The sequence below is a fragment of the Acinetobacter bereziniae genome (assembly GCF_016576965.1).
In the GTDB taxonomy this organism is placed as follows: domain Bacteria; phylum Pseudomonadota; class Gammaproteobacteria; order Pseudomonadales; family Moraxellaceae; genus Acinetobacter; species Acinetobacter bereziniae.
The window spans coordinates 1,553,593-1,574,331 of sequence record NZ_CP066119.1 but is presented as its reverse complement, the minus strand read 5'-3'; the positions used below and the strand labels follow the sequence as shown (position 1 = coordinate 1,574,331).

19 protein-coding genes are annotated in these 20,739 nt (G+C 37.1%); 8 read left to right on the top strand and 11 right to left on the bottom strand.

Features of this window, described 5'->3' with window-relative positions; genetic code table 11:
- Window positions 1-24 precede the first annotated feature (24 nt).
- Window positions 25-1,089 (top strand): amidohydrolase family protein, encoded by a 1,065-nt coding sequence (locus I9192_RS07395; protein ID WP_058970565.1) that lies wholly within the window; start codon window positions 25-27, stop codon window positions 1,087-1,089.
- Window positions 1,090-1,156: 67 nt separating this feature from the next.
- On the opposite strand, the gene I9192_RS07390 is transcribed toward I9192_RS07395, so the two are convergent.
- The 4 genes from I9192_RS07390 to I9192_RS07375 form a co-directional block, all read right to left on the bottom strand.
- Complete coding sequence (locus I9192_RS07390; RefSeq protein WP_005030085.1) at window positions 1,157-1,573, bottom strand: GlcG/HbpS family heme-binding protein; 417 nt, start codon at window positions 1,571-1,573, stop codon at window positions 1,157-1,159.
- A gap of 146 nt (window positions 1,574-1,719) precedes the next feature.
- Window positions 1,720-3,015, bottom strand: a complete 1,296-nt coding sequence (hemL, locus tag I9192_RS07385) for a glutamate-1-semialdehyde 2,1-aminomutase (protein ID WP_042085159.1) — start codon at window positions 3,013-3,015, stop codon at window positions 1,720-1,722.
- A gap of 39 nt (window positions 3,016-3,054) precedes the next feature.
- Window positions 3,055-3,678, bottom strand: a complete 624-nt coding sequence (gene thiE / locus I9192_RS07380; RefSeq protein WP_200150273.1) for a thiamine phosphate synthase — start codon at window positions 3,676-3,678, stop codon at window positions 3,055-3,057.
- 342 nt (window positions 3,679-4,020) lie between these two features.
- On the bottom strand, window positions 4,021-4,404 hold the full coding sequence (locus I9192_RS07375; RefSeq protein WP_004831545.1) for a DUF962 domain-containing protein: 384 nt from the start codon (window positions 4,402-4,404) through the stop codon (window positions 4,021-4,023).
- 208 nt (window positions 4,405-4,612) lie between these two features.
- On the opposite strand from I9192_RS07375, the gene I9192_RS07370 reads away from it, so the two are divergent.
- Window positions 4,613-6,073: a CYTH domain-containing protein gene (locus I9192_RS07370; RefSeq protein WP_005030091.1), complete on the top strand. Its 1,461-nt coding sequence runs from the start codon at window positions 4,613-4,615 to the stop codon at window positions 6,071-6,073.
- Between the two features lie 180 nt (window positions 6,074-6,253).
- Window positions 6,254-7,711, top strand: coding sequence for a CYTH and CHAD domain-containing protein (locus tag I9192_RS07365; protein WP_200150272.1), 1,458 nt, complete (start codon window positions 6,254-6,256; stop codon window positions 7,709-7,711).
- Between the two features lie 112 nt (window positions 7,712-7,823).
- Here I9192_RS07365 and tsaA read toward each other — a convergent pair whose 3' ends face one another.
- Window positions 7,824-8,555 carry a tRNA (N6-threonylcarbamoyladenosine(37)-N6)-methyltransferase TrmO gene (gene tsaA / locus I9192_RS07360; RefSeq protein ID WP_100884847.1) on the bottom strand — a complete coding sequence of 244 codons (732 nt, stop codon included), beginning with the start codon at window positions 8,553-8,555 and terminating at the stop codon, window positions 7,824-7,826.
- Window positions 8,556-8,654: 99 nt separating this feature from the next.
- Between tsaA and I9192_RS07355 the strand changes: the two genes are divergently transcribed.
- Window positions 8,655-9,434: a ferredoxin--NADP reductase gene (locus I9192_RS07355; RefSeq protein WP_004831549.1), complete on the top strand. Its 780-nt coding sequence runs from the start codon at window positions 8,655-8,657 to the stop codon at window positions 9,432-9,434.
- A 69-nt stretch (window positions 9,435-9,503) separates the two neighbouring features.
- On the opposite strand, the gene I9192_RS07350 is transcribed toward I9192_RS07355, so the two are convergent.
- The 5 genes from I9192_RS07350 to I9192_RS07330 all read right to left on the bottom strand — a co-directional run bounded on the left by I9192_RS07350 (window position 9,504) and on the right by I9192_RS07330 (window position 15,614).
- The gene (locus I9192_RS07350) at window positions 9,504-10,349 is read right to left on the bottom strand and encodes an IS3 family transposase (RefSeq protein ID WP_010591792.1); all 846 of its coding nucleotides are present in this window, start codon (window positions 10,347-10,349) and stop codon (window positions 9,504-9,506) included.
- Window positions 10,346-10,858 (bottom strand): helix-turn-helix domain-containing protein, encoded by a 513-nt coding sequence (locus I9192_RS07345; protein WP_200150271.1) that lies wholly within the window; start codon window positions 10,856-10,858, stop codon window positions 10,346-10,348. Before I9192_RS07345 ends, I9192_RS07350 begins: the two co-directional genes overlap by 4 nt.
- 65 nt (window positions 10,859-10,923) lie before the next feature.
- A complete protein-coding gene (locus I9192_RS07340) occupies window positions 10,924-11,415 on the bottom strand; it encodes a YfbM family protein (RefSeq protein WP_046761281.1) in 492 nt (163 codons plus the stop codon).
- Window positions 11,416-11,528: 113 nt separating this feature from the next.
- Window positions 11,529-14,303: a M16 family metallopeptidase gene (locus tag I9192_RS07335; protein ID WP_200150270.1), complete on the bottom strand. Its 2,775-nt coding sequence runs from the start codon at window positions 14,301-14,303 to the stop codon at window positions 11,529-11,531.
- Window positions 14,304-14,783: 480 nt separating this feature from the next.
- Window positions 14,784-15,614, bottom strand: coding sequence for a PhzF family phenazine biosynthesis protein (locus tag I9192_RS07330; RefSeq protein ID WP_121774037.1), 831 nt, complete (start codon window positions 15,612-15,614; stop codon window positions 14,784-14,786).
- Between the two features lie 220 nt (window positions 15,615-15,834).
- Here I9192_RS07330 and I9192_RS07325 point away from each other — a divergent pair, with 220 nt between their 5' ends.
- Complete coding sequence (locus I9192_RS07325) at window positions 15,835-16,149, top strand: hypothetical protein (protein WP_026040347.1); 315 nt, start codon at window positions 15,835-15,837, stop codon at window positions 16,147-16,149.
- Window positions 16,150-16,337: 188 nt separating this feature from the next.
- On the top strand, window positions 16,338-17,138 hold the full coding sequence (locus I9192_RS07320; RefSeq protein WP_005030106.1) for a hypothetical protein: 801 nt from the start codon (window positions 16,338-16,340) through the stop codon (window positions 17,136-17,138).
- Window positions 17,139-17,198: 60 nt separating this feature from the next.
- Here I9192_RS07320 and I9192_RS07315 read toward each other — a convergent pair whose 3' ends face one another.
- Window positions 17,199-18,590 carry an L-cystine transporter gene (locus tag I9192_RS07315; RefSeq protein WP_005030108.1) on the bottom strand — a complete coding sequence of 464 codons (1,392 nt, stop codon included), beginning with the start codon at window positions 18,588-18,590 and terminating at the stop codon, window positions 17,199-17,201.
- 195 nt (window positions 18,591-18,785) lie between these two features.
- Here I9192_RS07315 and I9192_RS07310 point away from each other — a divergent pair, with 195 nt between their 5' ends.
- A complete protein-coding gene (locus I9192_RS07310) occupies window positions 18,786-19,370 on the top strand; it encodes a flavin reductase family protein (protein WP_005030109.1) in 585 nt (194 codons plus the stop codon).
- Between the two features lie 173 nt (window positions 19,371-19,543).
- Window positions 19,544-20,722, top strand: a complete 1,179-nt coding sequence (locus I9192_RS07305; protein WP_005030112.1) for a YbfB/YjiJ family MFS transporter — start codon at window positions 19,544-19,546, stop codon at window positions 20,720-20,722.
- Window positions 20,723-20,739 lie beyond the last annotated feature (17 nt).

Sequence of the window (20,739 nt, the reverse complement as noted above, 5' to 3'; positions counted from 1 at the left end):
AATAAATAACAATTTGGACGTTATATGCATACACTTAATTTTCCACTCATTGATCCACATATTCATCAGTGGGATCCGTATAGCACGCCTCATGCAGCTGCTTTTGCTGTGAAGCTTTTAGGTCAGCGCCCTTTTCTGTTAGATAAAATGGTTCGTTTGGTTAAACCCAAAGATTTGATTGAGACTGTTGGGTTGACCGAGCATATTACACGCCCTTATTTGCCACAGGATTATAAAAATGATCTACAGCACTATGCCGTTGAACAGGTTGTTCATATCGAGGCAAGTTGGGCAAAACATAAAGGTAAAGGTGTAGTCGGTGAAACAGAATTTATTGAGTCCTTACCATTTAATGAAGATACAGTGAAACTGGGTGGTATTGTTGCTACCGCTGACCCTTGTGATAGCAATTTTAAGAAAATTTTAAAGCTGCATCAAAAAGCATCTAAACGATTACGTGGTATACGGCGTATGGCTGCCTTTCATGAAGATAAAGGTGTGCATAATTGGACAGACACACCACACTTGTATACCCAAAAGAAATTTTTAAAAGGCTTTGAACAACTGGCTCAACATAACCTTAGCTTTGATGCATGGGTATATTCTCAGCAAATTGCAGATGTGATTGAACTTGCAAAAATTTTTCCTGAAACCTCCATCGTTTTAGATCATTTGGGAACACCAGCAGGATTATTTGGCAAGGTGGGTCAAAATACCGGATTGTCTAAAACAGCACGGGAAAACATCTTTTATCAATGGCAGGAAGATATTGCAGAATTATCTACTCTTCCAAATGTCTATACAAAAATGTCGGGGCTATTTATGCCTGTCCTCGGGCATCAATTTTATAAAAACAAACAATTGGCATCGAAACAGCAAATTATTGATCTTGTTGCCCCACTTATTCTGCATGCTTTAGAAAGTTTTGGGACATATCGAGTCATGTTTGCTTCCAACTTTCCAATGGATCGAGTGAATACCAGCCTCGTCAATATCATTGATGCTTTTAGTGATATTGTGATGCAATATGATGAAAGTGCACTTGAAAAAGTCTTTCATCATAATGCTAAACAATTCTATCGTTTATGATTGAACAGGATTAAAGTGGTATTTCCAAATGCCACTTTAATCTCATCATTCACTCAGGCATCAAGTTTCAATCAAATTGTGCAAGAAAGGCTTGAATGGCATGTCGAGCAATTTCAGCATCTTCAAATGATTTTACTCCTGATATACCTACCGCACCCACCACATGATCTTGATATAAAATCGGTTCTCCGCCCTCTAGCATACCTAAACCTGCATTCATGGATAAAAATCCGAATTGACCATTTTTGATCATGTTTTCATAAGCGCTAGAAGGTCTACGACTCAGTGCTGAGCATTTGGCTTTTTCTTGACAAAAATTTGCTGACATTGCCGATGCACCATCCATGCGCTTCATTGCCAATAAATTTCCTGTTTCATCGACAATAGCAATACTGACATTAAACTGATGTTCTACAGCATATTGTTGTGCTTTGTTCAATAAAAATTCTGCATCAGATAGCGTTAAATAATGTTTAGTTTGCATATTTTCATCCGTAATTATCGTATTTAAAATTTAAAAAAAAGCCCATAGTACAAAGGCTATGGGCTTTTATTCTAAATGAAGCTTTACGAAAAATGACTGCTCATTCTGCTCATTTATTACCGTAATCTACATGAGGTAAAATTAAGTTATACCTTCATTTCAGCAAAGGTTTCTTTGGCTGCTTGTAGGGTAAAGGCAATATCTTCATCACTATGTGCAGCAGAGATAAATCCAGCTTCAAATGCTGAAGGTGCAAGATTTACACCTCGGTTTAACATGCCGTGGAAAAACTTACGGAATGCATCAATATCACATTTCAAAATATGATCAAAACTGGTGATTTCAGTTTGATCTGTAAAGTAAATTCCAAATAATCCGCCTGCTTGTTGGGTAAAGAATGGAATCCCTGCTTCATCAGCAGCAGCTTGCAAGCCTTGCAGTAATTTATCTAGTTTTGCTGTTAAATCCGTATAGAAGTTGGCTTGGCGAAGTGTTTCAAACATTTTTACGCCCGCGCGCATTGCCAATGGATTACCCGACAAAGTACCTGCTTGATAAACACCACCTAAAGGTGCAATACATTCCATAATTTCACGTTTACCACCAAATGCACCTACAGGTAAACCAGCACCAATAATTTTACCCAAAGTGGTTAAGTCTGGTTTTACATTGTAATACGCCTGAGCACCACCAAGCGCAACACGGAAACCCGTCATGACTTCATCAATGATAAATACAGATTGATATTGATCACATTGTTCGCGGATAGTTTCTAAAAAGCCTTTTACGGGCTTAACCAGATTCATATTCCCTGCTACAGGTTCAACGATCACACCTGCGATTTCATGACCATACTTCGCAAAACACGCTTTAACTGCCTCAATATCGTTATACGGCAAAGTGACAGTATGCTTGGCAAAGTCAGCAGGTACTCCTTTTGAAGTTGGTTCACCCATGGTCAACATCCCCGAACCTGCTTTTACCAAGAGCGAGTCTGAATGTCCGTGATAGCAACCTTCGAATTTAACAATCATGTCACGCCCAGTATAGCCACGTGCTAATCGAATAGCGGTCATGGTCGCTTCTGTACCAGAATTGGTCATACGAACTAATTCAATGGATGGCATGATTTCACAAATTAAATCTGCAAGCGTGGTTTCATGAACAGTGGGTGCACCAAAACTTAAACCATCAACTGCTGCTTCTTGGACAGCTTGGATAATATCAGGGTGTGCATGCCCCAAAATCATCGGACCCCAAGAACCAACGTAATCTACATAACGCTTACCATCGACATCATACAAATAAGCCCCTTTGGCCTTTTCGATGAATATTGGCGTACCACCGACGCCATTAAACGCACGTACGGGAGAGTTCACGCCCCCCGGAATATGTTTACTGGCTTGTTTAAACAATTGTTCTTGCTTGGCAGATAACGTCATGAGATTACTCGACTAAAAAAACAAATTACAAAGATAAGCTTAGGCTTTGTGAGCAGTAAATAAATCTGCCCATTCTTGGGTACGTACAGTGACACCAGATAAAGTGCGTCCTAATATATCACTAATTACAGCACAAAGGTCGGCGCCGGCTTCGATCACAGGTGCTGAATTTTCAACAGTCAAACCACCTATCGCACAGATTGGTACCTCAAATTTAGCTTTGGCTTGTTTTAAGGTATCAATACCGATATTTCCAGCTTCTGGTTTAGTATCAGTCGCGTAGATTGCCCCAAAAGCAACATAGTTTGCACCATCTGCAATTGCTTGTTCGGCAAGTTCGATCGAATTGTTACAGCTTCGCCCTACGAGGATCCCTTTCGGTAAACGAGCTACTGCTTCAACAATTGAACCATCACCTTGACCTAAGTGTACACCCACACCATATTTTATCGCAGCGTCTAGATCGTCATTTATCACAAAAGGTACTTTGTATTGTGCGCACATGGATTTCATGTACTCAATTTCATAGTCCTGATCTTGTTTTGGCACTTTCTTGCGACGATATTGCAGAACAGCAACCTCATAGGTTGCCATTGCACCTTCTAGTTTTGCTAATAAAAGTTCAATTGGATCATCATTGGTGATGAGATAAAGACCGCGCATGAGTTACTCGATTCATAATACACTTTTCAATTTGTACTTTAATGAATAATAAGATCAGAAGCTATACTGATGTTTTACAAGTGTTTATGTTTTTTGAAACAATTAACCGAATAAGCTGAATACAACAGCCTAAAATAACATTGCCATTTCTTTTTTAGTTTAGCTGGCTTGTGCTGGCTATTCTTCGATGAAATGCTCAGATCAATGTTATGTCACTGTTTCAGGTCAGTTTACACATCATAGATCTGAGTTTATTGTATGTTTAATCTACGCTAAAGTTTTTGAATCTAACAAAATCTATATTGGCACTCTTATGAAAGTAAGCTCAAGAAGTGACATGAATCAACTGTCAATTTTATCCAAACGGCGATCCTTCAAACTTAGATTGCCTCGTAAAATATCGGAGAGCATACGCCAATCTGAAATAAAGCTATATAAAGGTTGCTTAAAGCTGGCAGGCTTATTTTTTTCGAAAACGAAATGTCCCACCCAAGCACAGGCATAACCTGAAACTAATCCATATAGCACGTATTTGGCTTTACGTTGGCGAATTGCTTGAGTGAAGAAATAAATACCAATGCTACTTCCCGCTGCATGTAAACGGCGACTCATAATGTTGCGGTGTTCTGTTAGATAAAAACGATAAAACTCCGAATAGTTTTTAATTGGAAGTTCAAATTTAGGGTATTGCTCTAATTCCGATTTAGGCTCTACTTGGGCATTCATGTTCAATCATCCTGTTTTATTTTTAGTCAGCTTAGTTTATTTTATGCTGCATTAAAAGCCAAATTAAATATAGTGTGTTAATTGTGCATTCTTGTGGAAAGGATACGTTCCATCAGCATTTTACCAGCAATTTTGCGTTACAATGTCGAATTAAACATGAAGAAAAAGTTAAGTCTTCAATCAACACGATCATTTTTAGGATTTTCACATGCTTGAAGTTGAATTAAAGTTTCAAATTTCCGAAGCTCGTCGCAATGCAATACTCAAAGCAATAGACCCTAAAAAATCTGAGATCATTCACCTACAAGCAAAATACTACGATACCCCTGATCGTCAACTTTCTCAACAAGGCGCTGCACTTCGCCAACGTTTAGAAGGCACACGCTGGATACAGACTTTAAAAGCGGCAACCAAAAATCATTTAGAACGCTTTGAAGACAATATTGATTTAGGTGAACGATCAGAAACACCAAGTTTAGATCTCAAAATTTACGAAAATAAGCCTGAAGTACTCGCCATACTTAAAAATGCTTTAGGTGATAAAATCCAAGACTTACAATTACAGTTCGAAACTGATATTCAGCGCACCACCCGAGTAATCACTTTTGAAGATGCTGAAATTGAAATCAGTTTAGATATCGGTGAAGTCAGAACTGAAACAGCAAAGCAAGACATTCATGAAGTTGAATTTGAATTAAAAAGCGGTTCAATTCAATCACTTTTAGCTTTTAGCTTTGAATGGGTTAAAAAATACCAACTTTGGTTAGATGTCCGCAGTAAAGCTGAATTTGGAAACCTGTTGCTGCTTGGTCACAAAGTTAGTTCCGCAACACTTGCAAAAGAGCCTCATTTAAATAAGAAAGACACTGCTGATAAAAACTTACGTGGGCTGATTGCCAATCAACTACAACATTTACTACCTAATATTGCCGCAATTTCCGCACAAGTCGCTGAACCTGAACATATTCTTCAAGCTCAAACTGCCCTCCACCACCTCCATTTAACCTTATCATTATTTAAAGATTGGACAGACAGCAAAACAGAAAAATGGGCACACCAACTTTCCGCTTTTGAGAGTCATTTTAAAAATTTACAACATTTTGAACATATGCAACGCACGTTAGGGGCTTTACTACAAAATCCAAAAACGGCTGAGAGCCTAGATAAAGACATTTTATATGCCAATGAAAAGTTAATTAATCTCGTCAAATCTACTCAAAATGTTCAACACTACCTAGAATTATTAATGTTTAGTTTGGGGCAATCAGAAAAGTCCCAAGCACATGATTTGAAATGGTTTGCACAAAATACTCTGCAACATCAGTACAAACAGCTCCAAGAGAGTTTGAATGGTGCTGATCTTTCGGATCTTGAAAGTCTTGAAGCATTGGCACAGCATTTAAATGAACTGAAGTTTAGTTTTCCAATTTTAACCCAGATCTATGATGTTAAAAATTTGCAGAAATACGGTAAATCTTTGAACGATGCTCAACAAGCCTGTGAGCAATATCAAGTATTGGCATCCTCCTCTTCTTATTTACAACAAACTGACTTAGACGCAAGCGATTGGTTTGCTTTAGGATGGCTGACTGCCAAGCAAGAGGTATATGCTGAAAAATTACTCGAAGCCACGGAGCAGTTCTTAGTCAGTCGTAAATTCTTAAAATAATAACTGTAAAGAGATGATTTTTAAAATAAAAATCATCTCTTTACATATTTCAACCAAGAATAAAACACAGTATAAATCTTCAACTGAGCATTTGATTTGTAATCATTTTTTAAAAATTCTCAAAAATACGATTGATCAGATTAGAATCATTTTGATACTAGCGAAAATGAGAAGATTAAGATGTTTGAAATCGAATTAAAATTCCAGATTCCGCAAGAAAAGCAAGATGCTCTCATTAAAGCATTTCAAAGAAAAAATGATCGCAGCTTACATCTACAAGCAAAGTATTACGACACTCCATCTTTTATATTATCAGAACATTCTATTTCGCTTCGTCAACGGCTTGAAAATGATCAATGGGTGCAAACTCTGAAACTTCCAACGGAACAAAAGCTTAAACGTGCTGAGTTTGAACATGTTTTAGCAACAGATGAAACTGAGTTAGATCTTGAAGTTTATTTAAAAAATAAACAGATTGATAAAAGTATTCAAACATTATTAGAACAAAATAAAAGTTTGCTTGAAATTCAGTTTCAAACAGACATTGAAAGAAGATTAAGCGTTTTCCATTTTCAAAATAGTCAAATTGAAGTCAGTTATGACCAAGGACAAATTTTTACCCAAGACGATCGTTTAACTTTGCATGAACTTGAATTTGAACTTAAACAAGGCACAGTACAAGATCTGATTTCTTTTATATTGCCCCGTGTGAAACGCTATGGCTTGTGGTTGGATGTCAGAAGCAAAGCACAACAAGGTTTTCAATTGGCGCAAAGCATCCAAGACAATCCGGTAGAACTCCAAACATCTTTACAGCTAAATGCAAAAGACACAGCTGAAATAGTGTTAAAAAAGATGTTCAATAACTGCCTTAATCATTTGCTTCCCAACAGCACGGCGATTGCTTCGGGTAACTTTAACTCCAAGCATGTCCATCAGGCACGTGTCGCTATCCGCCGTTTACGTAGTGCAATTAAAACCTTTTCTGGTTGGTCTTTGCATATTGACCCAACCTGGCAAACGCAATTAACAGAATTGTTTAGACAGCTTGGTTCAACACGAGATTTAGATGTGATTCGTGAAGAACTCTTACCTCAGCTAGAAGCGGTAGGTGCTCCAAAATTTAAGTTGCCTGAATCAGAAACTACAGATAGACAGAAATTAACTAAACTATTTAGGTCATTTAATTTTAACTATTTAATTCTTTCATTGATTCAATTCATCGAACAAGATTCAACTGAAAAAACAAAAACCTCAGCACACAAATTAGCATTAAAGAAAATCAGTAAATTACATCAAAAAATTCAATTAGACGCTCAAAACTACTTAAACCTAGACATAGAAGCACGACACAAAACACGTAAAAATTTAAAGCGTTTGCGCTATAGCCTAGAATTTGTTTCATCCTTATGTGATAAAAAAGCTGTAAAAAAATACTTAAAATCAATAAAACCGGCTCAAGAGAGTTTAGGTCTATACAATGATTTTATTGTAGCAGAAGAGCTTTTAACAAAGCTGGTCAATACACAACCACAAGTTTGGTTTGCTTTGGGATGGATCGCATCAGAAAAACAACGTGTTTTACAGCAATCTCAGCAAGACTTACTCGACTTTGCTCAAATAAGTACATTGCAGTAAGGCACTCCCAGTAAAGCCAAATGCTCAATGAGTGATAGCATAAATTGAGAAATTCCTTTTTGACGAGTAATACCTTAAAAACTCTCATCATTTTTTACTCTATTGATAGTGTTTAAGTCTGCTCATAGAGCATGATTTCTTGGATAACAATTGCTTCATCACTACAGCTAAATTTAATATTCATCTGTCCAAAACGCATCCCATAAATTCTTTGCGCATCGTCTTGATAGGCTGGACGTGGATCCAATGCCAATACTGACTCAAGTTCAGCAATATATTGCTGATCAATTTTTGCTTGTTGTAATAAACCTGTTCTAGATTGACATGCATGTTCTGACCAACGTACTTGTTTAACAACAGGTCGATCTTGTGCATAACCGCTTTGCGCATCCAACACAGCGTCAGAATACTTGATATAAGGTTTGATATCTAAAATGGGTGTACCGTCTAATAAGTCACTTCCTGTCACATAAACACGCACAATATTACCCACTTTTTTGACCTGTTTAAGTTGAACAACCGACAATCCAACAGGTGCTGGACGATACATACTGCGTGTAGCAAATACTCCTATTTTCTTATTCCCACCTAATCGTGGCGGACGGACTTGGGGTCGAAATTTATCCAGTTGTTGCTGATTTTTATTGTCATGAAACTGCCAGATCAGCCATAAATGACTAAATTCTTCAATTCCTTCAAATGCCTCCATAACATTATAAGGGGCGAGCATTTCAATAAAAGATTCGACCTGAACCAAATTCGGTTGCCGAGGAATCCCAAATTTTTCCACATAAGGTGAACGCATAATACCAATAATTGGAAGACTCAACTCCGTCATAATCATTTTTTCTGATAAGCTCAATTAAATATATTCAGTTTATCGAGAATGATTTTAGATTAGAATAGCAAGCTGTTCTAATTTGATAATTTATTGAGACCTTTAATGGCTGCTTTCAACGTCGAAAAGATTACTCACGTACACCACTGGAATGACACTTTATTCAGTTTTAAGACCACACGTGATACTGCATTACGTTTTAAAAATGGTCAATTTGTGATGATTGGTCTTGAAGTCAATGGTAAGCCTTTAATGCGCGCATATTCGATTGCTAGCGCTAACTACGAAGAAGAATTAGAGTTTTTCTCAATCAAAGTACCTGATGGTCCTTTGACGTCTATTTTACAAAAAGTAAAAGTTGGCGATGAAATCTTGGTTTCGAAAAAACCGACTGGAACTTTAGTCCTTGACGATTTAAATCCAGGTAAGAATCTTTACCTTCTTTCTTCTGGGACTGGACTTGCACCATTCTTATCAACCATTCGTGACCCTGAAACTTACGAACGCTTTGAAAAAGTGATTGTTGTCCACGGAACACGTTTTATTTCTGAATTGGCATATCAAGATCTTATTCTCAATGAACTTCCAAACAATGAGTTCTTTGAAGAATTAGGCATCAAAGATAAATTGGTTTACTACCCAACAGTAACGCGTGAAGACTTTCATACACAAGGTCGTGTAACGACTGCAATTGAAACGGGCGCTTTATTTGAAAAAATCGGTTTACCACGTTTTAATCCAGAAACTGACCGTGCAATGTTATGCGGTAGCCCAGCATTTCTTGATGATGTTGTGGCACTATTGGATCAACATGGTCTTAAAGAATCACCAAAAATGGGTGTATTGGGCGACTACGTGATCGAACGTGCATTTGTTGAAAAATAAGTTTTAATCGTTAAAGATTAAAATGATAAACCGAGGTCAACGTGGACTGAACCCCAAATCTTGGACAGTTTAGTTAACGCTGGATTGAGTTCTGAATTGAACAGGGCTCAATCCTTTTAGTTTAATTTGTATTCTCTCATGATTATAGTAATGGATGTAGTCATGAATTTGTTGCTCTAAGACTTCAATGCTTTCTGGTTTCTCTAGATAAATCGTCTCTGATTTTAATGTACCAAAGAAACTCTCCATCAAAGCATTGTCCCAACAATTCCCTTTTCTACTCATACTTTGCTTAATCTTATTCGCTTTAAGCGTACTCCTAAATTGGCTCATTTGATAATGCCAGCCTTGATCTGAATGAAGCATAAGCTTGTGTTTTCGTGAGTTTGGTAAATGACTTATGGCTTGATCAAGCATATCTTTAACAAGTTGAAATACTGGGCGTCTTGAAAGTGTATAGCTCACAATCTCATTGTTATAGCAGTCTAAAATCGGAGATAAATATAACTTCGTATCAGCAACTTTAAATTCGGTTATATCTGTCAGCCAACGCTTATTGGGTCGCTTCGCTTCAAAGTTACGTTTGAGTTTATTTTTGACTATTTTATTGGATGTACCTTTGTAGGCATTGTACTTTTTACGCCGAATCAATGAAATTAAACCAAAGCCTCTCATCAACCTAGCAATCAATTTATGGTTATGATGAAGACCTTGTTGCTTCAAGGCTAAAGTGATTCGTCTATAACCATATCTACCTTTATGCTGATCATAAATTTGGCAAATTCGTTGCTTGAGCTCTGCATATTTATCTACGGCATTTAGCTTGGCTTTATGATAGTAGAAACTACTCCTCGATAACTCAGCAATATCTAAAAGCAATGGCAAAGCAAACTCAGTACTCATCTGATCAATCAACCTTGCTTGTTGTCCTTTTTGGGTGGATTCAGCAAGGCGTCGAGCTTTTTTAAGTAAGCATTCTCAGCGCGTAAATAGAGTAGTTCATGCTGAAGCTCAGCAGTTGTTTTTTCATGATCAGGTTTATCAACAATATATTTATGTTTATTTTTAGACATGGGTGCTCTTCCTTTAGACTTTGGTTCTAGTCCAAGCATACCATCGGTTTGATAGATTTTACGCCATACACTGATCAAACTCGGGGAAGAAATACCAAAACGAAGAGCTGTATCAGATAAACTTAATCGCTCATCCTGCATAGTTGTTAATACTTTATATTTAAATTCAGCTGTATAAATTGTCTTATTCTGTTTTGGTTTTATTGCATCAATTCCACCTAAGTTGAATTGAGCCAACCATTTAGAGACATCCTTATCACTAATCGAAAAATGCTTGGCTGTTGATAAACTAGAATGGCCTTGAGCATAATAAGCAATGACTGCTTGTTTAAACTTTAAATCGTATTTCATAAAAATACCCTATAAGTTGTGTCCAACTTATAGGGTTCAGTTCATTATTGGCGGTTTTTTAATGATTAATGAATATAAATCAACACAGCCTGATTTCTGAGTGCCGCTTCTTGATAGAATTGTTTTAAGTCTTGAAAATACGGCAAAATATACTGTAACCCTTCCTCACTGTCTTCATCCCACATATTTGGATAAATATCAGCTTGGTCCAAGGCTTCAATATCATATTGCTTTGAAAACTGATGATCACTGACCTGCTCTACTGCGTTCGCAACTTGCTTCACTTGCTCCGCTGTTAAATATCTGGCTGGACCGATTCCTAGATCCTCACCAATCTCTTTACCACCGAAAAACACCATTGCTAAAGGACCTTGTCCTCCATAAGCGTCACCATTTAAGATAAAATGAATGGCATGCCATGTCTTATCCAAATCCAAAGTTTGTGATTGTTGATCTTTTTGATCACCATAAACATAAGCTTCAAGTAAATTTGGTGACTGAATAAAATCTTCTAATTGTTGCGTTGAAATACTCAATAAATTGCCGATCATTGACATTGTTTTCACTCTTTTTTCATTATTCTTCGAATTTATAAATCAAAAAGCCATATATGTATAGGGTCTGTGAACAGACCCTATACTTTACTCAAACTAATTTTTAATTTAGGCGATCAATTTATACCTTTCTGAGCTTGCCCATATTGATCAGCCATGACTTCAACCAATTGCTCTGGTTTAATATATTTTTTAATCGCAGCATCAACATCAGCCTTAGTCAGCTTGGCAAATTGTTGATCACGTAAACCACGACTATCCATTTTTTTATTGCGTTCAAGTTGGCTGTTAAGCATACGATGAATGATCCGCTCATCTTCCAATGAGGTTACACGCTGCTTCATAATATTGGCTTTTGCCGCTTCCAACTCTTGACTGGTCACGCCAGTAGTGAGTAAATCCTGCAATACCTTACGAACCACTTGTGATACTTCAGCAGATTTTCCTGCGGTGTAATTGGCTTCGATCGATAAAGCTCCAGCATCATTGAAAGAATCTAAGTTAAGTTGACTGCCAAAACCGTAAACCAAGGCATTCTTCTCACGCAATTCCTGTCCTAAACGAGAAGATAACTGGGAATCGCCAAGAATATAACTAAACACAATTAATGCGGCTGCATCTTTATTGTCTACACCTACAGGTAAAGTCTGTAATGCCTGATAACTACCAAATTCACGTTGTTCTGACAGTGCATGCACTTTTTGTGCTTTGTAAGTATTAAATTCAGTCGATAAGCGTTGGTATGGTTGTTTACCCGTCCAATTTCCAAACTGTTGATTAAGTAACTTTTGCATAGCTTTGGCATCATATTGTCCTGTCACAGAAATGAAGCCGTGATCCATTGCAAAATACTTTTTATACAGGTCAATCACCTGTTGATTGGTCGCTGCCTGAATCTGCTGTTTTGCCAATTCAGGTTCAAAATGATAACGCAAATCTCCTGGTTGATAGGTTTCCAATAGACGCGCTATTGTTAAAGAGGAAACCGTTTCTGGCTCAGTATAGGGACGGTCTAAACTCGAAAGACTCTGTAATTTAATCAGATCAAATTGTGATTGTTCAAATTTAGGATTTTTCATTACAGAAACGATATATTTGAAGAAATCTTCAAATTTTTCTTTTTTCGCTGAAATTTGAATGGTTATCCCATTATCGATGGCCGCTGCAGTTGCATCACCGCCTGCCTCAATGGTTTTATCTGCAATATTCTGTAAGCTATATTGCTCCGATGCGCGCAACAATAAATAAGCCATAAAATCTAAAATTTGCGATTTATTTTTTAAAGCCTCTGCTGTACCAAAATTCACCTCAATGGTCGCATAAGTTTTATCATCACGTGTCGAGGTTGGGAACAAAGCATATTGCATTCCATTTTTCAATGTTCCGCGTTGAATCTTTTTCTCTGTCGCCTCTAAGTACTGTTTTGACTGTTGAACGTACTGAGCAACTTCAGCTTGGTAAACACTGACATCTTTCAATGGTTCAACTGCTGCTGCCTGCTGATCAAGTGTTTTCGGTTTTTCAGTTGCTTGTTTTTGTTCTAAAGCTTTTTTCTGATCTTCTGGTGTAGGTTGAATATCACCATGGAAACGATGCTGTTGGGTGAAGAACGACTTTAAAGTTGAATTGGTTTCATTCACTGTCAAATTTTGAATGCGTTGTTGATCTTTAAAATATTGCGCCCAATCACCATGAGAAGTCACCACATAGTCACTTAACATGCCTCCTACAGCAGTTGCACTGCTCATTAGGTTATCGTGTGCATTCTGAATTAAGTTTTTAACGCGTTTTAATTCGACATCATTAAAGCTTGGGTTCTGCTCCACACCAGAAATCAAGGATTGATCAATTTTCTTAGCGTCATGATTCGGTGCATAAATTGCCCCCATAAACACCAAATTAAAATCATCATCTAACCATGTTGTTGACTGAACATTGGTCGCAATACCTGTTTCAACCATACTTGAGTAGAGATGACCGCTCGGTTGCAAAGTATAGAGATAAGGAGCAAGTGCGAGTGCTGGTTGAATTTTTTCATTCTTACCATTCATATAAATATTGAATTTGGCAAGATCGCTGCCTTTTTTCACAATGAAATCACGATTTTTAATTTTTGCAGAATCTAATAATGGCACTTGAGCTTGTTGCGGGGTTTGACGTGCAGAAATCGGGCTGAAATTTTTATCAATCGCTTTTAAAACTTCTGCCTTATCAAATTTACCTGAAATCACCATGACCGCATTATTCGGTGCATACCAATCTTTATAGAATTTATTTAATTCACTCATTTTAATCGATTGCAGTTCAGATAAGTCCCCAATAGGTAAACGTCCTAAAGATTGATTACCATAAGCTGCTTTCCACATCTGATCCATTAATACAGCAAAAGGCTGATCCATGCGCACTTCACGTTCACGCATGACAATATTAATTTCAGATGGAACAAATTTTTCTTGGAGTACCAATTTATCCATACGCTGTGATTCTAAGTAGATCACTTCATTTAAGATATTTTGGTCTGGGCGAATAATATTGGTATATTTGGTTGAGTAATAATCTGTGCTGGCATTGGTCATCAATGTGTATTGATCTAAACGGCGTTGAAACTCTTCACCTTTCACATCTTGCGTGCCTTTAAAAGCCAAATGCTCAAGTAAATGAGCCAAACCACCTTTACCCTGTGGATCATTTAAAGAACCCGTTAAATATACGGTGTTCATAAACACTTTATTTTCTTTGTCGTTTGGCGCAAGTAAAACCCGAAAGCCATTCTCTAGCTTATATTCTTCAATATTATGATCAGATTTAACCAGAACAGTTTGAGCCAATGTTGACGCACTGAAACCAAGAATACAGAGAGAGAATGTGAGTTTTTTCAACCGCATAAGCATAAAAGAATCCAGAATTTTTTAAATTTTAAACATTTATAAGTGAGACATCTTAAAAAATCCTGAACATAATTTATAGTTAAGTTTTGAAAAAATAGCCGTTTATTTCAACGGCTTTTGTAAGCATTTCTGAATAAATATAGTCAAACCGCCTGATTATTCATACAAGTGATTTGGATGATTCATTTATTTTGTACTTTTGAATCATAAACAGTTTTGCTATCACGAGGCGACATGGATGTCGCCATGTTGAGCGGGGGTATTAGGATGTACCCCTCGCTCAACGGAAGATTTTTGTTACTTTTCATCTCTGAAAAGTAAAGTATCGCCTACGCAAAACAATTTAAACTTTAGAGCTAAAGCGTGGCAGTGCAAGGCGTATATCATCAAACAATATATTGATCGCTTTAATTTTATTGATCAAGAGAAATGATATTCAACTGGATGAATTTTTCAACAGATTGACTATACAATTCAGTCTATTTAAATCACGATCTCAGCTTGCATGTAAAGCTGGGCATAACCAGAAATTTCAATACGATTATCTGCTTGAAGAGTGCAAAATAATGTTCCACCACGCTCAGAAGCCTGATAACCGATTAACTGATTTTTTGCTAATTTTTCAGCCCATAATGGTGCTAAACCCGTATGCATAGACCCTGTCACAGGATCTTCATTGATTCCTTTGTGTGGAGCGAAATAGCGAGCAACATAATCATATTGATCAGAAGCGGCAGTGATGGTCACATCAAAACCACCCGAACTTGCGGTCAATGCTGTACTCACACTGTATTGCTCTGCAATACGTGTAATGTTGACCAAATTTGCTTGAGCATCAATCACATCTTGTGCCGAATCACAGACCAAAATATAAGCCTGAGCATTTAAATACACTTCTTTAAAAGGCTTATCAATCACATGATTGAGTAATTCAGGATATTCCGTAACTTTTTGCGGTCTGCGTATTGGAAAGTTCATTTGAATCTTGCCATCATCGGCTTGTTGAATGGTAAAAATACCTAAGTCTTTCACATGAAAACGAATTGTTTTGGCTGACGTATAGTCTTTAAATAAAACAAATGCTGATGCTAATGTTGCATGTCCACAAAAGTCCACTTCAACTTTTGGCGTAAACCAACGAATCTGATAATTTTCATCGTCGATTCTTTTTACAAATGCCGTTTCTGCCAAATTATTTTCCAAGGCAATATTCTGCATCAAGGCATGATCAAGCCATTCGTCTAAAACTAAAACTGCCGCAGGATTTCCTTTAAATAATTGTTGTGTAAAAGCATCAACTTGGTACATTTTCATCACAGAGACTCCTTATTTTCACACATTCTAAGTCAAGCAAAAAAATGATTACAGATACAATATAAGCATAAAAATGGGTACAGAATATAGATATTTAATTCATGAAACTTTTCATTCACAAAACGAGCATTTTCATTATAGTATTTCAGGTGAATAATTTTTTTATCCCAAAAAATAGGCAATAATAATGAAGAATAATCAAATGAAGAATCCCCAAACAATGTGTAAAAGCAGCGTAATCACCTGTTGCTTACTCTTTTCTCCTTGGGCAAGTGCATCCAATACCACTTGGATTGCAGGAACAACACATAAAGGAAAAGTTACTGTTCCCATCGAAAATGGTCCAAATGTGGTTTGGAAATGTGATGGTTCTGTTTGTCGAATGACTGGTCCATGGGGCAATCAACTATCGCTTGACTCATGTCAAAGCTTGGTCTCCCGTATTGGAAAAATTAATTTTTACAAAAATAGCGCGGGTAAAATTTGGACAAAAAAATCTAAAGAATTGGCAGAATGTAATAAAGCATCGCGATAGCGTACTCTAAAATTAACACCATAAATTTACAAGAGACGATGACTCCATATTCTTTATCACTTCTTTCTAAGCATCAATGCATTAAATCGGAGTTATATTTTATGTGTATATCCCTCTTCAGTATAGGCAATTGATCGAATCCATTGAGTGTATTGAGAAATTTAAACTTTCATATATGGGATAAATGTATGAAGCAATCTCGTTATTTAGATGAGTTAAACATACTTTTGAATCAATCAAAATTCGAACAAGTCGAAGTGTATCTAAAAGCACACTCAAATTTACCAGGACCTCGCGCAAATTTAGAACTGAGCTATAGCTTTGCCAGATACTTTGCAAATATTTCAATATCTCAAAGCTTATGGGAATTTTTAGAGCAGTTATTAAATACATCAACTGACGGTAATTCGCGCGAAACAATTTTACCTTTCAGTGCTTTACTCGGATTATCTCAGAGTTATTTTTCTCAAGACACAACTCATCAAAAAATCATTTTAAATCAAATTCAAACCATGATGAATGATTCACGTTGGAGACTTCGAGAAGCCGCAGCAATGGCGTGCCAAATTATTGGGGAGCAAGATTTTTCAACTGTCAAAAACTGGTTCGAACAGATATATCCTGATTCTAGTCTGCTAGAAAAAAGAGGAATTTTAGTCGCTCTTGCTCACCCTCCTCTCTTAACAACCGCAGCTAACACTGTATATTGTTTAAATCTATGTGAACAAATCTTTAACGATATTTTTCCGTCTGATCATCAAACAATAGATCAATCAGAAGCCTTTAAAACATTGAAGAAAAGTTTGGAATACGTACTCAGTGTATTTGTTGCTGCAGATCCTTTACTCGGCTTTGATTTGCTTGCAAAGCTTGCTGAGAGAAAGCATCAGCAGATCAATAAAATTCTTAAAGCAAATTTATCAAAAAGTCGATTAACTAAAAAATATATGCTTAAAATCAATAAAATATACGAAATGATGGATCAATAAATAAAAAACACCTAAATAAAATTTAGGTGTTTTTAAAGCTCAGACAATCGAGAAAAATGATCAGCTATGTTGCAAATCTTCTTGCTCATCTGAAAGTAAAATAGATTGGTCCGTTTGTCCCATCAATTGACTGGTTACCACACCAGCAGTCATTGAGCCATCGACATTTAAAGCCGTACGTCCCATATCAATCAAAGGTTCTATTGAGATTAACAACGCCACTAAAGTGACGGGTAGCCCCATAATGGGTAATACAATCAGCGCTGCAAAAGTTGCACCACCACCGACACCTGCAACACCAATTGAACTGAGTGTTACCACGCAGACCAAAGTCAAAATCCAAACAGGATCAAGTGGGTTAATCCCAACAGTCGGTGCAACCATGACCGCAAGCATTGCTGGATATAAACCTGCACAGCCATTTTGTCCGATGGTCGTACCAAACGATGCTGAAAAACTGGCAATTGACTCAGGTATCCCTAAACGGCGTGTTTGTGCTTCAATATTTAAAGGAATACTGGCTGCACTTGAACGACTGGTAAAAGCAAAAGTCAGTACAGGTAAAACCTTTTTAAAGAAACGAATCGGGTTAACACCAGTGAATAATAAGATCAGTGCATGTACCCCAAACATGATGGCTAAGCCCAGATAAGAAGCAACAAGGAAACCACCTAGATTGACGATATCCGCTGCATTCGAGCTTGCCACCACTTTTGTAATTAATGCAAATACACCATAAGGCGTAAGCGTCATGACCAAGCGAACCAGTTTCATGACCCAAGCTTGTAAAGTATCAATTGCACTGACAATACGTTGCCCTTTTTCAGCATCATCTCTAATGAGATTTAAACCAGCCAAGCCCAATAAGGTTGCAAAAATAACCACACTAATAATTGAAGTTGGGTGAGCTCCCGTCAATTCTGCAAATGGATTGGTCGGCAAAAATGATAAAATGAAATCTGGCACATTTAAGTCAGTGACTTTACCAATATAATCCGTTTGAATTGCTTCAAGTCGTGCTGTTTCTTGTGTACCTTGTACTAAACCTGCCGCACTTAAACCAAAAAGATTGGTGACAAAAACACCAACCAATGCTGCAATAAATGTGGTAATCAACAATGTACCAATACTTATTACACTAATTTTACCCAGTGATGAAGCATTGTGTAGTTTGATCACAGCACTCAATATTGAAACTAAAACCAATGGCATTACCACCATCTGCAATAGTTTCACATAACCATTACCAACAATGTTAAACCATTGAATAGATTCAGTTAAAATTGCTGAATTTGTACCATAAACCCAATGTAATCCAAGCCCAAATACAACACCCAAACACAAACCTGCAAACACTTTTTTAGCCAGACTCCAATCGGTCTTTCTGGTTTGCATTAACAGTATGATTAAGGCAATGAATATGACAATATTCAAAATGAGCGTATAGTTCATTCGAGTTCCAATAGTTTTGATCGTTTTATTATAAACTTATTGTGAAATATCCAATAGCCTTTAGCACTTTTAGCGATTTAACTGATATTTTTTTGTTGCTCATAATCAACAATAAAAACATCATCTTATTTGCTTCATATGAATTTCATATAAGCATGTGCAAATAATGAATAAGTCCCCAATATAGGTTGTAATATGAATCAACATCTCCAAGCTGTTGAGCTTTCAAAAGCATATCGTCTGCTAAATCATGGTCCAACCGTACTGGTGTCTACGCAGTATGAACATGAGCAGAATGTCATGGCTGCTGCATGGGCATGTGCATTGGAATTAGTGCCTGCTAAAGTTAGTGTTGTTTTAGACAAAAGCACAAAAACACGATTATTAATTGAAAAATCGGGTTATTTCATTTTACAAGTTCCTACCTTAAAACAACTAAAACTGGTGCAACAACTGGGTTCAATCAGTCAATTTAACGATCCAGAAAAACTATCACATTGTGAGACCCCCTTATTCAAGTTTGAAGGTTTTGATCTGCCTGCAGTGGAAGGCTGTGCGGCTTGGCTGATCTGTGAATTGATCCCAGAACCACACTATCAGCAGGAACATGATTTATTTATTGGCAAGGTAATCGCGGCTTATGCAGACGACCGAGTTTTCCGCAATGGGCACTGGTATTATCATGAAGTAGATGCTGAGTGGAAAAGTCTGCATCATGTTGCAGGTGGGCATTATTACACCATTGGTGACCCTGTCGATGCCAACCTCATTCAACCCTAATTTTTATTGCAACCAGAGCCTGAGTGTTTAAGGTATTCGGTTGGGTTCAGTGTTGTCTTTATATTGTTTTTTTACCAATTGATGGATTATTCCCAAACTAAATATTGATTATTTATTGTCATTTTTTTCAATTCGCCTTATGGTGAATTGAGTGAAAAATGGATGATATGTAAGTGAACAGGACTGTTTCAAATAAACTTCAATTGAGTGTCTTTCTCTGTCTAAGTACCTGTTTAGCGATTGGTATATTGCGATTTTCCTATACTGCATTATTGCCCACTACCCGACTCGCCTACCACTGGGATAGTAGCTTTGCCAGTATATTGGGAAGTGCTAATTTACTCGGTTATCTCATCGGTGCATTTTGGTCGATGAAACTTCCCCACACAGCCAATTTGCCTCGTTATCTTGTACTTGCATCCTGTGCAGGTGCAATCAGCTTACTCAGTTGTGCATTTTCAGGTTTTTCTGAACTATGGTATGTATTCTGGCGAATCATCTCAGGCATTAGTGGTGGCTTAATCATGATTCTTGCACCCAGTATTGTGGCGCATTGTTGTCGAGCTGATGAACGCTTGAGTATCAATTTTATTGGTTTTAGTGGTATTGGGATTGGTGTACTTTCAGCCACCTTGTTTTTACCCTATCTAGATCAAATCAGTACCCAATCAGCTTGGATGATTTTGTTTGGGTTTTCAGCACTGATTTGCCTAATAAATGCCTATCTTTTACACGGGTTTAAAGATTATTTACACCAAACAAGTACCCATAACAATTCTATCAGCTCGATGGATGGTATTTATCTGAGTGTGTTAATCGTATATGCATGTAGTGCTTTTGCTTATGTGCCACACTCATTATTTTGGATTGATTATCTAAAAAACACTTTACACCTCAACCTCTACCTGATTAATTTCAACTGGATTCTTTATGGTTCAGGCAGTGCTTTGGGGGCGATCAGTGCTTACTTATTGGCACGAAAATTTGGAAATTTTACTGCCTTAAAAATATTATATAGTATCTATGTCGTTGCAATTTTGGTCGCAGTCTTTTCTATTCATCCGATCTTTACTTATATTTCCTCATTTTTTACAGGGCTTCTCAATCCAGCTGTGGTGTTCTTAACCTCCTATACGATTCTCAATCTTTATCATACAGCCTATAAAAATTTATGGAGTATCGCAACGCTAGGATTTGCCATTACTCAACTGATTGGTGGTTTATGTTTTAGCGCATTGCAACACTGGGGTGTTTCATATTATCAACAATTCATACTCGCTTCAGGGGTGCTGTTGATAGGTACACTACAATTTTTTATCTATACCCGAATGAAGTTTAAATCGCAGGCATAAAATACGATTTTTAGAAG